This is a genomic window from Ruegeria sp. AH3 (assembly GCF_056536265.1).
In genome coordinates this window covers 141,224-153,798 of record NZ_JBQFJL010000001.1, presented here as the reverse complement: position 1 = coordinate 153,798, position 12,575 = coordinate 141,224, and the positions used below count along the sequence as shown (strand labels likewise).

The following is a 12,575-nucleotide window of genomic DNA, read 5'->3' as shown; positions in this document are numbered from 1 at the left end:
TGGGCTTAGTTCAGCTCGACACCATAGGCTTCTTTGAGCCAGTTCAGGACATAGGCCTTGGCGTTGTCATCGACGTTTGTCGCGGTTTGCAGCGCCGACTTGGAGCCGTCGCCCACAAATACCGGGTACTTACCAACGCGTTTGGACGAAATGTCAGCAAAGTCTCCACGCTCGGTCACAGCCTGGAACGCTGCTGTGTATGCATCGACAACTTCCTGAGGTGTGTCACCGGGCAGGAAGGCCAGCTTCTGAACCGGGAAACCTGCGACAAAGAACGCTTTCCAAGCGTCCCACGCCTCACCACTGGTTTCACAGCCATCTGTTGCTTCGCAAACTTCTTTGAAGGTCGGAATATCAGGAAAGGTCGGGTCACGAACGATGTTCCCATCGGCATCCAGCGCACCCCAGGTCATCATTGGAACAGCCTGACCGGCCTCAACCAACGGAGCCGAACCACCCAGATATCCGGATGAGGTCTGATAATCGATGTTGGCTTCACCGCGTTCGAACATCAGACGGCCATCGCCGCGACCCTTGATGCCAAAAACCGGCTCAACATTCATACCCAGCATCTGCCATGCCAGCAGCGGCACAAGGTCAAGACGCGTCGCGCCTTGCGAGCCATAGATGAAGTTGGTGTCTTTCAGCGCATTTGCGGAGCCATCAAATTTGGCACCGTCCTCGGCGTTCAGATAGGCCACACCACCGGTCCCGGATGCCATGACCGGGATCCAATCGTTGTATTCATAACGCACGCGCGGATCGCTCAGCAGATACGGGAACTGAGTCGAGCCCGAGGTGCCAAACAGCAGCGTGCCATCATCGTGGCTCTGCTCCTGAAACCAGTTCGCGCCCTTGGTCGAACCGGCACCAGGCATGAATTTAACGACCACCGTCGGTTGACCCGGCAGCGCTTCGGACAAAAGCGGGGCAAAGAAGTTGGCCCATTTGGCAGACCCGCCTGTTTCCGAGAACGGGATAACCCACTCGATGGTCTTGCCCGAGAAATCAACTTCGGCTGCGGCAGGTGCTGCGATACCGGCGGCGGCGATCAGCCCCACGACGGCACGACGGGTGAATTTGGAAATGGCCATTGGTTCCTCCCTGTTGACCAGACAACCACGTCGGCGCGCTCTGCGCCATCGTGATCGCAAATAGAACTGTGGGGTTGATTCCCCCTCCCATCTGGCAATCATGGAGCGCCAACCTTGCGTGAAACTTGCAGGAGACCCGATGCGGATCGTCATCGTCGAGGACAATGAAACCCTCGCCAACGCTATTGCCTACCGCCTGCGTGATCGCGGTCATGCCGCAGATGTGCTGACTGATGGCGATGAAGCGGCCCTTTACCTTCAGCAAGAAGGCGCGGACCTCATTGTTCTTGATATTAATCTACCGGGTCAGTCAGGGTTGGATATCTTGAAATCTCTGCGCAATCGCGGCGACGGAGTTCCTGTTATCCTGCTCACAGCGCGTGCCGAGACCAGCGACAGGGTTTCGGGTCTGGATATGGGCGCCGACGACTATCTGGTGAAGCCGTTCGAAATGGACGAGCTGGAAGCACGCATCCGGGCGCTGTCTCGCCGCAAACAGCTCGATTATGGCGCGCGTGAGACCATAGGCGAATTGGAATTCGACCGCGTTGCACGACAGGTCAGCGTAAATGGCGGAGTTCTGGATATTCCGCGCCGGGAAATGTCCGTGCTGGAATGTCTGCTGGAACGACGCGGCAGAATCGTTCCCAAAAGCCAACTGACGGACCATGTCTATGGGGTGGGGGCTGATGTCGATGACTCAGCCGTTGAACCTCATGTATCGAGGCTGCGAAAACGTCTCCAGAATTTTGGTATCAGGATAAAGACAGCGCGCGGCCTTGGGTATCTGCTTGAGGTCGAAAAGTGATTGGACACCGTTCGCTCAGGCAAAGGCTTTTCGTCCTCATTCTGACACCCCTAGTCCTGCTCGCGATCCTGCTTGGATATTGGCGATTTACGGTAGCCCAGCAAACTGCGCAGGAGTTGTTTGACGACAGCCTGCTATCTGCGGGCCTGGCGATTTCGCGCGATGTCACGATTTCTGAAGGCGATGCACTGCTGCCCTCTACGCGGAACATGATCCGAGATGCCTCGGGCGGAGAGGTCTTCTATCATGTGACAGGACCCGGCGGAATTTATGTGACCGGCTATGCTTACCCTCCAACCAGTGCAAGACCTGAAGATCAAAACCCCTATGAGCCCTTCTTTTTTGAAGCGATTTACCGGGGCGAACCTGTCCGCGTCCTCAGGATGACTGAACGGATCACTCTGGACAATCTTGTGGGGGATGCGACGGTTACGGCATGGCAACTCATGGCTGACCGCAACGCCTTCGCCAATGAATTGTCGATCCGCGCCATCATCCTCATGGGCATCCTTCTCGCCACTCTGGCACTTGTTGTCTGGTTCGGCGTCGCACGCGGCCTCAGACCTTTGCTGGACCTGCAGGACGCAATCGACCTTCGTTCGCCGGATGATCTCAGTGAGATCAAACGCCCGGTCCCGGTCGAAGTGCATGGCATCGTCCAAACACTGAACCGACTGTTTGGGCAGGTCGAACACAGCATCAACGCCCATCAAGTGTTTATCTCAGAAGCAGCGCATCAGCTGCGAAATCCGGCAGCTGCGGTCCAATCCATGGCCGAAGCTCTGCGTGACGCGAAAACGGATGGCGATAAAGAAGAGCGCATCGCAGAACTTGTGACCGCAGCGAAAAACTCTGCAACCGTGGCCGAGCAATTGTTGTCGCTCGAACGGCTCAGACACCCGACGCATCTGGGTAAGGCAGATGAGTTTGATTTCCGCTCAGTTGTCGAAGACTCCTGTGCGGAAATGGGTGTTCATATCCTCGCGAAGGGGATCGAATTCGAGGTCACCATGCCTGATGACGTGGTCTTGGTTTCAGGCGATCAGGTGTTTTTGGGCGAAGCGATCAAGAACCTGCTCGACAATTCCCTCAAGCACGGTGGGGAGGCGTTGAGCAGGATTTCAGTATTATTACAGCGTGATGATAGCACGGTGAGGCTGACGGTAGCCGATGACGGCGCCGGGCTTACACCCGACCAAAGCGAAGCGGCTTTCGGTCGATTTTCGCAGCTGGAACACTCACAGGGAAGTGGTCTTGGATTATCAATCGTCTCCGCCGTGGCGCAACGCCACGGAGGGCAGGTTTCGATCGATCCATCTAACAAAGGTGCAAGCCTTACGCTCACATTTCCGCATCAAGCAAGTAACCTTTAACGGCTGGTCAATAGGCAATACTCTCTCGCTTTGATGACGCGTTGATCGGCTCCGGTGTGATCATGTTAACCGCCTGCCTAATTCGGGCACCGAGAACACGGAAAACTCAATGCTCACGTGACAGAAGATTGGGTAGCGACGCATACATATTGATCTCGTTGCACACCAGCGGCTTAAAAATAGAGGGGCGATACATGTTGGTCACCGACACAAGCACCGAACTGCTTTCGTTGGGGCATCGAGCTCACTGATGTCTAACACTGAGTCTTTCAAACCACTTCATACGTTGTACTGGCGAGATTTTACGTTCTCAGAGTGCCCACTGGAAATCCAAACCGTAATACAAGAATAGAAAACAGGGACTATATCTATCGCTTCAAACCGTTATGTAACCCCTCACTCCACTTTCGTAGCTCGTCGAGAAACCCGAGCGCTGTGCGGCCAAACTCGGTGATGGAATACTGAACGGACACCGGAGCGGTATTCATCACTTGCCGCGTAACCAGGCCCTGCTCCTCAAGCTGACGCAACCGCTCGGTGATCATCTTCTTGCTGGCCCCTCCGATCATGCGGGACAGATCATTGAAACGCACAGGACCATCCCTGAGGTGCCACAGGATCGATCCGGTCCATTTTCCGCCGATGATCCGCATTCCACGCTCGATGGCACATGGCTCCAGGCAGGCCTCCGAGACCTGTCGACGTCCTTTGGCATCCTCGTTAATCCGTGCCAGCATCGTCGTCCTTTCACTCAGGAAACTAGGTTACTAAAAGTATACTGGTTGATTTCTGCAACCTGCATCCTCAAGTTCCCTCTGAACCCAAGACAAGTCAAGGGTTCAGAGATTGTACCTATAGGATATGGACATGAGCAAAATCCTGATCGTGAACGGCACCCAGCCCTACGAATTCGCCCCCGGGCGGTTGAACGCCAGCCTGACGGACCATGCGCGTGAGGCGCTGACAGCCATGGGGCACGAGGTGCGCGTGACCACCGTTGCCGATGGTTACGACGCGAATGCCGAGGTCGAAGCGCACCTTTGGGCCGATACAGTTATCATGCAGTTCCCGGTGAACTGGATGGGCGTCCCGTGGATTTTCAAGAAATACATAGATGAGGTTTACACGGTCGGGATGGATGGTCGTCTGAGTGCAGGGGATGGCCGTACAACGGACGCGCCCAAGGCCAACTACGGTACAGGCGGCACGCTAAGCAGCAAGACATACATGCTGTCGGTCACGTTCAATGCGCCAAGAGAGGCTTTCGACGACGCATCCGAGCCGTTCTTTGCCGGTGGCAGCGTTGATGATCTGCTGCGCCCGATGCACCTGAACGCAAGGTTCTTGGCCATGCAGCCCCTGCCAACTTTTGCAGCGTTCGATGTTATGAAGAACCCGGAGATCGAAGCCGATTTTACCCGCTTTGATGCGCACCTGAAGGCCGCATTTGCCGAGGTCGAACATGTCCCGGCCTGATATCCACCTTTATACCGCCGGCACGATGAACGGCTACAAGCCGGTCATCTTTCTGGAAGAGGTAGGTGTGCCCTACGACCTGACTCACATCAACTTTTCCAAACAGGAACAGAAAGCGCCGGACTATCTGGCGCTGAACCCTAACGGTAAGATCCCGACTATCGAAGATCGTGCAGAAGGACGCGCTATCTTCGAATCCGGCGCGATCCTTTGGCATCTGGCCGAAAAGTATGGAAAATTCCTGCCGCCGGACCCGGTCAAACGATCCGAGGTGATGCAGTGGATGTTCTTCCAAGTGGGCCACGTCGGCCCGATGATGGGGCAGGCGATGTACTTCCAACACATCGCCGCACCCAATGGCCATGAAGAGCCCTTTTCAATCCGTCGCTACGTGGACGAAAGCCGCCGCTTGATGGAGGTGATGAACACGCGTCTGGACGGGCGCGAGTGGATCGCCGCAGACGAATATACCATCGCTGACATGATGCTGTACCCGTGGGCGCGTGCTTATGTCTGGGCACGGGTAGATGTGTCAGACCTGCCGCATCTGAATGCATGGTTCGACCGCGTTGATGCCCGGCCGGCCGTGCAGCGAGCGCTGACCATCCCCAAAGCAAACCCTCAATTCTGGGATGCAGACGCAGATGCCAGCGCCTTTGCCAAGGAGAACGCCGCGCGTTTTTCCGGCGATGTGAAAGGAACCTGAACCGTGCAAGACGCTCTCTCCATCCGTGTCGACATCGTGTCGGACGTTGTCTGCCCGTGGTGCGTGATTGGCTATCACCAACTGGCCAAGGCCGCGCACGATGCCGGGATCGAACTAGATATCCAATGGCACCCGTTCGAGCTGAACCCCCAAATGGCCGAGGGCGGAGAGAACCTGCGCGAGCATCTGGCTGCAAAATACGGGACAACTCTGGAAGGATCGATCAAGGCGCGTGCCCGCTTGACGCAGTTGGGAACCGCGCTTGGGTTTACCTTCAACTATGCGGACGACATGCGGATGTATAACACGTTTCGCGCACACCAACTGATCGACTGGGCCTCTGAACAAGGCAAGGGGCACGACATGAAACAGGCGCTGTTTGCAGCGTTCTTTACGCGCCGCGAGGACGTCTCGGACGTGCAGGTTCTGTCTGATGCAGCTGCCAGTATCGGATTGGACCGTGCTAAAGCTTTGATTATGCTGCAAAGCGGGGAACGGGCTGACAGCGTGCGCCAGAAAGAGCAGTTCTGGATCCGTCAAGGCATTCAGGGCGTCCCTGCAATGGTGTTCAACCAACGTCACCTCGTGACTGGCGCGCAAGGCGAAGAGAACTACACCCGAATCTTGCAGCAACTGCAAAACGATCAGGCCGCGTGACGCCTGCAGAGCCCGTCGCGGTTCGAACACCCCATGACAGATGCTTTTTGCCCGGCATGCCCTTGCCGAACAGCCATCGCAGGGGTTGTATGGTGCCAGTCTGCGCGACAAGCTTGGTGCAATACCAAAATCAGACATAAGGTGGCCGCATGTCGGCCACCTCAATCTATCAACTTCATGAGTTCATTCTTTATGGCCCTGCACGAACACCCCATGTGGCGAAAGCCTCAACATCACCAAGACCTTGACCATGCACATGACCACGTCCACTGGGCCGAGCTGTTCTATGACCTGATCCATGTCGTGACGATCTTCCTGTTGGGCAACTACCTGTCGCACCACCTTGATTTGCACGGATTTCTTGTGTTCGCAGGGGTTTTCATCACGCTGTGGTATGCGTGGGGTGAGCTCAGCATTTTCAATTCGATCTACATCAGCACCGATTTCTGGCACCGTCTCATCATGTCGGTGATGATCTGTACGGTGATGTTCATGGCCGCGGCGATCCCTGCGATTGACGGCAAGGGCTGGGTCTTTTTCGCCTTGGGCTTTGCCGCGAACCGGGCCATGATTGCAGCGCTTTACTATCGGGCTCGACGGGTCAATTCCTCGGGTGAGTCGATGTCGTCCGTGCAGATCCGCAACTTCTCGATCTTTGCGGTTATCTTTGCCATCACTGCATTTCTGCCGACACCTCTTGCCTATTGGGTATTCGCCGCCGCAATGGTGGCCACGCAGGCATTATACATGATCCCCGGTGTCACTGTCCTGCGTTTCGAGCGGTTCGTTCCGCGGCTTGGTCATATGGCTGAACGGTTTGCCCTGCTGACACTTATCGTATTGGGCGAAGGGTTCTTCAAACTCGTTGTCACCCTGTCCGAAAAAGGCATCTACAAAGTCTCGCCCGATGTGCTGGTCAACTTCATCATCGGCGGCGTTTCGATGTTCGTGATGTGTTGGATCTATTTCGATTTTGTCGGCAACGCCAAACCGAAGGACAAAAAGGTGTCGACCCTGGTCATCTGGTGGCTTGCGCACCTGATATTGATGCTTTGCGGCGTCATGGTCGGTGTGGCCCTTGCTGCAGAGGTCAAAGTCGGGTTCTGGGAGCCATACCCAATTGAATATGCCGCCTTTGGCTGTTTCGGCCTAGCCGGTTACATCGCCATGCTTTGGGTGCTTCAGAACGTCATCGAACACCGCCTTGCCTCGGATTTCGGGCGCTGGGATGTGCGGGTGTTCGGGATCATTCTGGCAATTGCCTGTTTCTATATCGTCCCACATGTCCCTTCATTGGTTGGCAATCTGGTCTGGGGTATCGCCCTACTCTCGCAAATCGCGTTTCCGTTGATGCGCGCCTGGTCGAAGTTTCGACATGAGTGAAGCTGTGACAGGTTCAAGCGGGCTGAGAAGACGAGTGTATTGGTGGCTCGAACGCCCGGACCGGGCTGCCAAGGGTCCTTGGTTGCTGGAAATAGCTCTGATCGCCCTGATAACTCTGAACGTGGCCGCTGTCATCCTTGAGACGGTCGACTCTATCTACGACCGCTGGGGTTTCGCGCTTAACCTGTTCGAGGGTCTTTCTCTGTTCGTATTCGTGGTCGAATACGTGGCCAGACTCTGGGTCGCGGCGGAGAACCCCAAGTATGAAACGCGTGCGTCCTGGGCCGTTTCTCCGATCGCCATCATCGACTTGCTGGCGATATTGCCAGCGCTGCTCTACCTGCTCTTCCCGGTTGACCTGCGTCTGCTACGGACCTTCCGTATGTTGCGGCTACTCAAACTCACGCGGTACTCGCCCGCACTCGGCATGTTGCTTGCCGTGTTCGAGGAGGAGGCTGGCGCTTTTTTTGCAGGTTTCTTCATCCTGATGGTGATGCTGATCTTTGCGGCGAGCGGTGCTTGGCTGGCAGAGCATAAGGCGCAACCCGAGGCGTTCGGTTCCATCCCCGCGGCGATGTGGTGGGCGATGGCGACATTGACGACCGTTGGCTATGGCGACGTGACCCCCGTAACGGTCGCGGGCAAGGTTTTCGGCGCTGCGATCACAGTGATCGGCATTGGTATGGCCGCTTTGCCCGCAGGGATCATCGCCAGCGGTCTGAATGATCAGTTGCACCGCCGACGCGCCAGCCTGGAGCACGAGTTCCGAAAGGCGCTGGAAGACGGCGACATCTGTGAGGCGGACGAGGCAGACATCGATGCCGTTCGCAAGCAGTTGGGACTGTCTCGCCGCGCGGCAGACCATATCCGGGATCGTGTGCATGCTGAAACGTTGTCAGAAACCGATCACTGCCCTACCTGCGGTCAACCGACTGAGCAAAAGGTTAAGACCTGAGCGATCATTTGGTTCCAGTATCGGTTGGTTTGTCCGCTCCAAACAGGCTGTCCACGGTGCCCGAGATTTGCTGGGAAAAACTGTCTGCCAGCTCTTTGGCGTTGGCTTTTCCGTACATTCCGCTGATCGCGTTCAGGGAAATGGCAAAATACTGTACCGCTCCGATCAGTTGAAAGACTTGAGTGCGCAGTTCGGTTTCACTGGCATCCTGACCAACTGGAGTACTGCGAGAAATTTCCACTAACCTGTCCAGATAGACCTTCATAGGCCAAACCTTTGCGTTCTCATCGGCGTCCAGCAACGCCCGAACGGTCAGGCGTGCGTCATCAGGCCGTGACAAGTTGGACGCCAGGAAACGATTGAAATAGGCTTTGAGGTGCATCATCGGGTCAGGGTGCTTTGCCGCTTCAACTTCGGCAAATTGCCGATCAGCGAGACCAGAAAGAACCTCGGAGTACAGCCGTTGCTTTGTCCCAAAGAAGTGTAGCAGCGCCTGTTTTGAAACACCTGCTTCACCCGCCAATGCAGCAAGGCTTACGCCATGATAGCCGTTCGCAGCAAACTGTTTCGAGGCAATTTCCAGATAGCCCGCCCTCGCATCATTCTGCCTGTTCATCTATCGAACTCCGTTTCTGACGTTAAGTATCAGATGCACTGCAACTTACCAAGTGGTAAGTAACTTACCGATTGGTAAGTGGAGGATCAAGCGATGGACAGACAAACCGAAATCGGGCTGATAAAGGAGATCATCGGGCTCGCGGATCAGAAATCGGCTTTTCTTGACGACACCATCGCGCATTCCCCGATTTCACGCTATTCCAGCCCCGAACGATTCGAGCGCGAGCGCGCTATGATCTTTCAGCGACGCCCCGTCATCGTCGCGCAAAGCTCGGAGCTAGAAGGACCCTGCGCTTTCCTCACCAAACGGTTCTTTGACTTACCCGTTCTGCTGACACGTGACGAAGATGGAATGGCCCGCGCCTTTCTCAATGTCTGCCGTCATCGCAGTGCAACGTTGGAGCGAGAGGCCAAAGGCTGCAAGCGCGTCTTCACTTGCCCGTACCATGCCTGGAGTTGGACCAACGAAGGTGAGTTGCGAGCCGTGCCGCAAGAAGCACAGGGATTTCCCGATCTGCCCCGCGCCGAACGCGGCCTACGCCGATTGCCCTGTGTCGAAATGCACGGATTTATTTGGATAGTCGCCAATCCCGATGCCGCAGAGATGCCCAATATGGACAATTGGCTTGCGGGTATTAGCCGCGATCTGGACTGGATTGGTTTAGATCAACACCGCATCGCAGCGATTCAGGAAATTGACATCAAGGCAAATTGGAAGCTGTTGATGGAAGGCGGGATGGAAGCTTATCATTTCCGGGTTGCTCACAAGAATACAATAGGCCCCTATTTCCCTGACAACCTGCTGACATACCAGATGTTCGGCCCTCACATGCGTGCAATTCTGCCTCGCATTTCGATGCCGGATCTGCGCGATACACCCGAAGACAAATGGGAGATCCGGCGGGATGCCAATATGGTGTTTACCCTGATGGCGAACACTCAGCTTCTGGTGCAGCAGGATCATGTTATGTGGTTCCATTTCGAACCCATCGCCCATGACTTGACCCATGTCCGCATGGCAACGTTGGTTCCGAGATCCGCGCCAGATACGGAGGAGATGCAGGCGCATTGGGATAGAAACCAAAAGATCACTGTGATCGCCTTGACGGAGGATTTCGAGTTGGGCGAAGAAATCCAATCCGGCTTTGCCTCGCGCGGCAATCCAAGCCATCTATTCGGGCGTTTCGAGGGGGCACTAAACAGGTTTAATATCTGCATCGAAGAAATGCTTGCGAATTAACGACCTCAGACCTTTGCCTTAGCGGTTTTGGGTTTCGTACTGATGCACTAACCTGCAACGGCGCTTCGGTTGCGGTTAAGGTAAGTTTCAAAATGCAATCGCTGTTCCGGTATTCTATTGGTTGCATTGGGCTCGTCGCAGGCATTCCCTGAAACCAAGATCAATGACTGCTGTCGGGTGGATTGAAGTAGATGGTGCCTTTGGTCGACGGTTGAGCTGACCATTTGACCAAGGGTCGCTTCACATGAAACCTGTTTGGTGTTGTTGCCAGTTTGTTATGGCGCTTATTTGCTTTCAGTGGTTGTTGTGTTCCGATCAAAATCGGGCGCTGGAAAGCCGGTGCCCAATGCCACTTATGTGCGAGAGACCAACCTTTAGCGACTATTCATGACGGGTCCGTTTATCACCTAACTCCTGGTCTTGGCGCTGGGATATCCTACAAGGCGCAGGACATCCTTTTGGGTCATGTTTCCCAAGGTGGCTTTGCGCCAATCTCCGCGATCAGAAAGTCGATGAACACTCGCACTTTCGGGGACAGTACGTTGGACTTGGGATAGATCAGCCACAAGACATTGTCTTCTGTGGCCTCAAAGTTCGGCAACACCTGTGTCAATCGGCCTGACTTCAGTTTGTCATGTACACTCCACAGAGCGTTCAAGGAAATACCGGCCCCCGCGAGTGTGGCACGGACCTGGCTTTGGCCGTCGTCGATAATCAATTGCCCTTTGGCCGATGCAGGGTCGAAGACGGCTTTCTCACCTGCTGGCCCTGTCAGCAGGCGCGGTTGGCGATTTTGAAAGGCGATCAGGTGGTGGGTTGCCAGATCCGCAGGTGTTTTGGGAATGCCGTAGGTATCGAGATAGTGCGGAGCAGCGCAAAGAATGCGGCGGTCATCGGCCAATTTTCGACCTTTCAGACTGGTGTCGACAAGCGGCGCATTCCTGAGGGCAAGGTCGTAGCTCCCTTCGATCAGATCGAACTGCACATCCGACAGGCGTAGATCAAGCGTGAGGTCGGGGTGCTGTTGAAGGAACTTTGGAAGGATCGGTGCGATGTAGAGTTGCGCAAAGGTGCTTGGCGCAGCGAAGCGCAATGTGCCCTGGATCGCTGACGTCTGCTTGCCCAGCGCCGCCAGTGCCGCCTCTTCCTGCGCGATGATCTCGCGCGCGAAAGGCAGGAAATCGGCACCCTCGACCGACAGCGACACTTTGCGCGTCGTACGGTGCAAAAGTTCGGAACCCAAGTTCTGCTCCAACTTGGCGAGCTTTGCGCTGGAGACGGCTGGGGCCATGCCCAACGCGCGCCCCGCAGCGCTGATGTTCAACATTTCAGCAGCACTTACAAACAATCGTAGCGCGTCTGTATCAAGACCCATTATACTCAAAACCCGAATTATCAATCCATAAGTAAGCAGTTTATCTGCAATTTGATCGGCATTAAATCCTTTTCCTAGACGCAACAGAGCTCAGGCAGGAGGTGCAAATGACACGTACGGCCACAGTCAACTACCATGTGCACAAACTCCATCGGCAAGCTTTTGAACTTGATGCAGGTGGGATCGCAGGTAACCTGATTTCCCCCGAGCTGGACCCGAAATCCGTTGTGCTGGCAGACAACCGCGCGACATCCACATCTGTCACATTTGCAGCTGATTCCATTGAATTCACATCGCTCTCAACGCAGGTCCGGGACTTTGCAGGCGACGCCTGGAAACAGACATATGATGCGGAACTGACAGCGATGCCTTTGGACAGGCTGGGCGCGCGGGAGGTTGTGATCTTTGATCATACTGTTCGGGTGGACGACCCTGAGGCAACGCGCAAGCCCGCACGAAACGTCCACAGTGACTACAGCAAGGATGGAGCCGAGCAACGGCTTGTTGACCTGTTGGGTGCCAAGGCTGCCGCGGAATGGGCGCAAGGTCACTACGCTTTTGTCAATGTGTGGCGCCCTGTGGAGCATCCGATCAATTCAGCACCCCTTGGCTTTGTCCTCCCGTCATCGGTTGAGTCATTCGACTGGATACTGCTGGATCTGATCTATCCCGACCGCGAAGGGCAAATCATGGGGCTGGTGGGAAACCCCAAGCATGAATGGATATATCAATCCAAGATGACGCCGGATGAGGTCGCGATTTTCAACATCTATGACAATCAAGGCCTTCCATCGATTGCGCACAGCGCGCTCGATATGGTCGAGGATCCAAACGTCACTACAATTCGCAAAAGCATCGAGAGCCGCACTTTGGTGCGTTATTAAAGGGGG

At 55.3% G+C, this 12,575-nt stretch carries 13 protein-coding genes; 9 read left to right on the top strand and 4 right to left on the bottom strand.

Features of this window, described 5'->3' with window-relative positions:
• Window positions 1-5: 5 nt before the first annotated feature.
• Window positions 6-1,094 (bottom strand): tricarboxylate transporter, encoded by a 1,089-nt coding sequence (locus tag ACR3EM_RS00765; RefSeq protein ID WP_480468917.1) that lies wholly within the window; start codon window positions 1,092-1,094, stop codon window positions 6-8.
• Window positions 1,095-1,233: 139 nt separating this feature from the next.
• Here ACR3EM_RS00765 and ACR3EM_RS00760 point away from each other — a divergent pair, with 139 nt between their 5' ends.
• Together ACR3EM_RS00760 and ACR3EM_RS00755 are read left to right on the top strand one after the other, a co-directional pair.
• Complete coding sequence (locus ACR3EM_RS00760) at window positions 1,234-1,902, top strand: response regulator transcription factor (RefSeq protein ID WP_480468916.1); 669 nt, start codon at window positions 1,234-1,236, stop codon at window positions 1,900-1,902.
• Window positions 1,899-3,275 (top strand): sensor histidine kinase, encoded by a 1,377-nt coding sequence (locus ACR3EM_RS00755; protein WP_480468915.1) that lies wholly within the window; start codon window positions 1,899-1,901, stop codon window positions 3,273-3,275. The genes ACR3EM_RS00760 and ACR3EM_RS00755 overlap by 4 nt, the downstream gene beginning before the upstream one ends.
• A gap of 368 nt (window positions 3,276-3,643) precedes the next feature.
• Here the strand turns inward: ACR3EM_RS00755 and ACR3EM_RS00750 are convergent, their stop codons facing one another.
• Window positions 3,644-4,012 carry a winged helix-turn-helix transcriptional regulator gene (locus ACR3EM_RS00750; protein ID WP_480468914.1) on the bottom strand — a complete coding sequence of 123 codons (369 nt, stop codon included), beginning with the start codon at window positions 4,010-4,012 and terminating at the stop codon, window positions 3,644-3,646.
• A gap of 130 nt (window positions 4,013-4,142) precedes the next feature.
• On the opposite strand from ACR3EM_RS00750, the gene ACR3EM_RS00745 reads away from it, so the two are divergent.
• From ACR3EM_RS00745 to ACR3EM_RS00725, 5 genes are all read left to right on the top strand, one after another.
• The gene (locus ACR3EM_RS00745) at window positions 4,143-4,751 is read left to right on the top strand and encodes an NAD(P)H-dependent oxidoreductase (RefSeq protein ID WP_480468913.1); all 609 of its coding nucleotides are present in this window, start codon (window positions 4,143-4,145) and stop codon (window positions 4,749-4,751) included.
• A complete protein-coding gene (locus ACR3EM_RS00740; RefSeq protein WP_480468912.1) occupies window positions 4,738-5,457 on the top strand; it encodes a glutathione S-transferase family protein in 720 nt (239 codons plus the stop codon). The genes ACR3EM_RS00745 and ACR3EM_RS00740 overlap by 14 nt, the downstream gene beginning before the upstream one ends.
• Window positions 5,458-5,460: 3 nt before the next feature.
• On the top strand, window positions 5,461-6,114 hold the full coding sequence (locus ACR3EM_RS00735) for a DsbA family oxidoreductase (RefSeq protein ID WP_480468911.1): 654 nt from the start codon (window positions 5,461-5,463) through the stop codon (window positions 6,112-6,114).
• Window positions 6,115-6,291: 177 nt separating this feature from the next.
• The gene (locus ACR3EM_RS00730; RefSeq protein ID WP_480468910.1) at window positions 6,292-7,497 is read left to right on the top strand and encodes a low temperature requirement protein A; all 1,206 of its coding nucleotides are present in this window, start codon (window positions 6,292-6,294) and stop codon (window positions 7,495-7,497) included.
• 34 nt (window positions 7,498-7,531) lie between these two features.
• Window positions 7,532-8,452, top strand: coding sequence for an ion transporter (locus ACR3EM_RS00725; RefSeq protein WP_480468909.1), 921 nt, complete (start codon window positions 7,532-7,534; stop codon window positions 8,450-8,452).
• Between the two features lie 4 nt (window positions 8,453-8,456).
• On the opposite strand, the gene ACR3EM_RS00720 is transcribed toward ACR3EM_RS00725, so the two are convergent.
• Window positions 8,457-9,068, bottom strand: coding sequence for a TetR/AcrR family transcriptional regulator (locus tag ACR3EM_RS00720; RefSeq protein ID WP_480468908.1), 612 nt, complete (start codon window positions 9,066-9,068; stop codon window positions 8,457-8,459).
• A 93-nt stretch (window positions 9,069-9,161) separates the two neighbouring features.
• Between ACR3EM_RS00720 and ACR3EM_RS00715 the strand changes: the two genes are divergently transcribed.
• Window positions 9,162-10,310 (top strand): aromatic ring-hydroxylating oxygenase subunit alpha, encoded by a 1,149-nt coding sequence (locus ACR3EM_RS00715; protein ID WP_480468907.1) that lies wholly within the window; start codon window positions 9,162-9,164, stop codon window positions 10,308-10,310.
• 463 nt (window positions 10,311-10,773) lie between these two features.
• Here ACR3EM_RS00715 and ACR3EM_RS00710 read toward each other — a convergent pair whose 3' ends face one another.
• Entirely contained in the window at window positions 10,774-11,685 is a 912-nt protein-coding gene (locus ACR3EM_RS00710; protein WP_480468906.1) for a LysR family transcriptional regulator, read from the bottom strand.
• 107 nt (window positions 11,686-11,792) lie between these two features.
• Between ACR3EM_RS00710 and ACR3EM_RS00705 the strand changes: the two genes are divergently transcribed.
• Entirely contained in the window at window positions 11,793-12,569 is a 777-nt protein-coding gene (locus tag ACR3EM_RS00705; protein ID WP_480468905.1) for a CmcJ/NvfI family oxidoreductase, read from the top strand.
• Window positions 12,570-12,575 lie beyond the last annotated feature (6 nt).

Bases quoted from the DNA above. Each gene is read 5' to 3' on its own strand.
- ACR3EM_RS00720 (WP_480468908.1), bottom strand. From the start codon at position 9,068: ATGAACAGGCAGAATGATGCGAGGGCGGGCTATCTGGAAATTGCCTCG.
- ACR3EM_RS00710 (WP_480468906.1), bottom strand. From the start codon at position 11,685: ATGGGTCTTGATACAGACGCGCTACGATTGTTTGTAAGTGCTGCTGAA.
- ACR3EM_RS00740 (WP_480468912.1), top strand. From the start codon at position 4,738: ATGTCCCGGCCTGATATCCACCTTTATACCGCCGGCACGATGAACGGC.
- ACR3EM_RS00750 (WP_480468914.1), bottom strand. From the start codon at position 4,012: ATGCTGGCACGGATTAACGAGGATGCCAAAGGACGTCGACAGGTCTCG.
- ACR3EM_RS00730 (WP_480468910.1), top strand. From the start codon at position 6,292: ATGAGTTCATTCTTTATGGCCCTGCACGAACACCCCATGTGGCGAAAG.
- ACR3EM_RS00705 (WP_480468905.1), top strand. From the start codon at position 11,793: ATGACACGTACGGCCACAGTCAACTACCATGTGCACAAACTCCATCGG.
- ACR3EM_RS00715 (WP_480468907.1), top strand. From the start codon at position 9,162: ATGGACAGACAAACCGAAATCGGGCTGATAAAGGAGATCATCGGGCTC.
- ACR3EM_RS00760 (WP_480468916.1), top strand. From the start codon at position 1,234: ATGCGGATCGTCATCGTCGAGGACAATGAAACCCTCGCCAACGCTATT.
- ACR3EM_RS00745 (WP_480468913.1), top strand. From the start codon at position 4,143: ATGAGCAAAATCCTGATCGTGAACGGCACCCAGCCCTACGAATTCGCC.
- ACR3EM_RS00765 (WP_480468917.1), bottom strand. From the start codon at position 1,094: ATGGCCATTTCCAAATTCACCCGTCGTGCCGTCGTGGGGCTGATCGCC.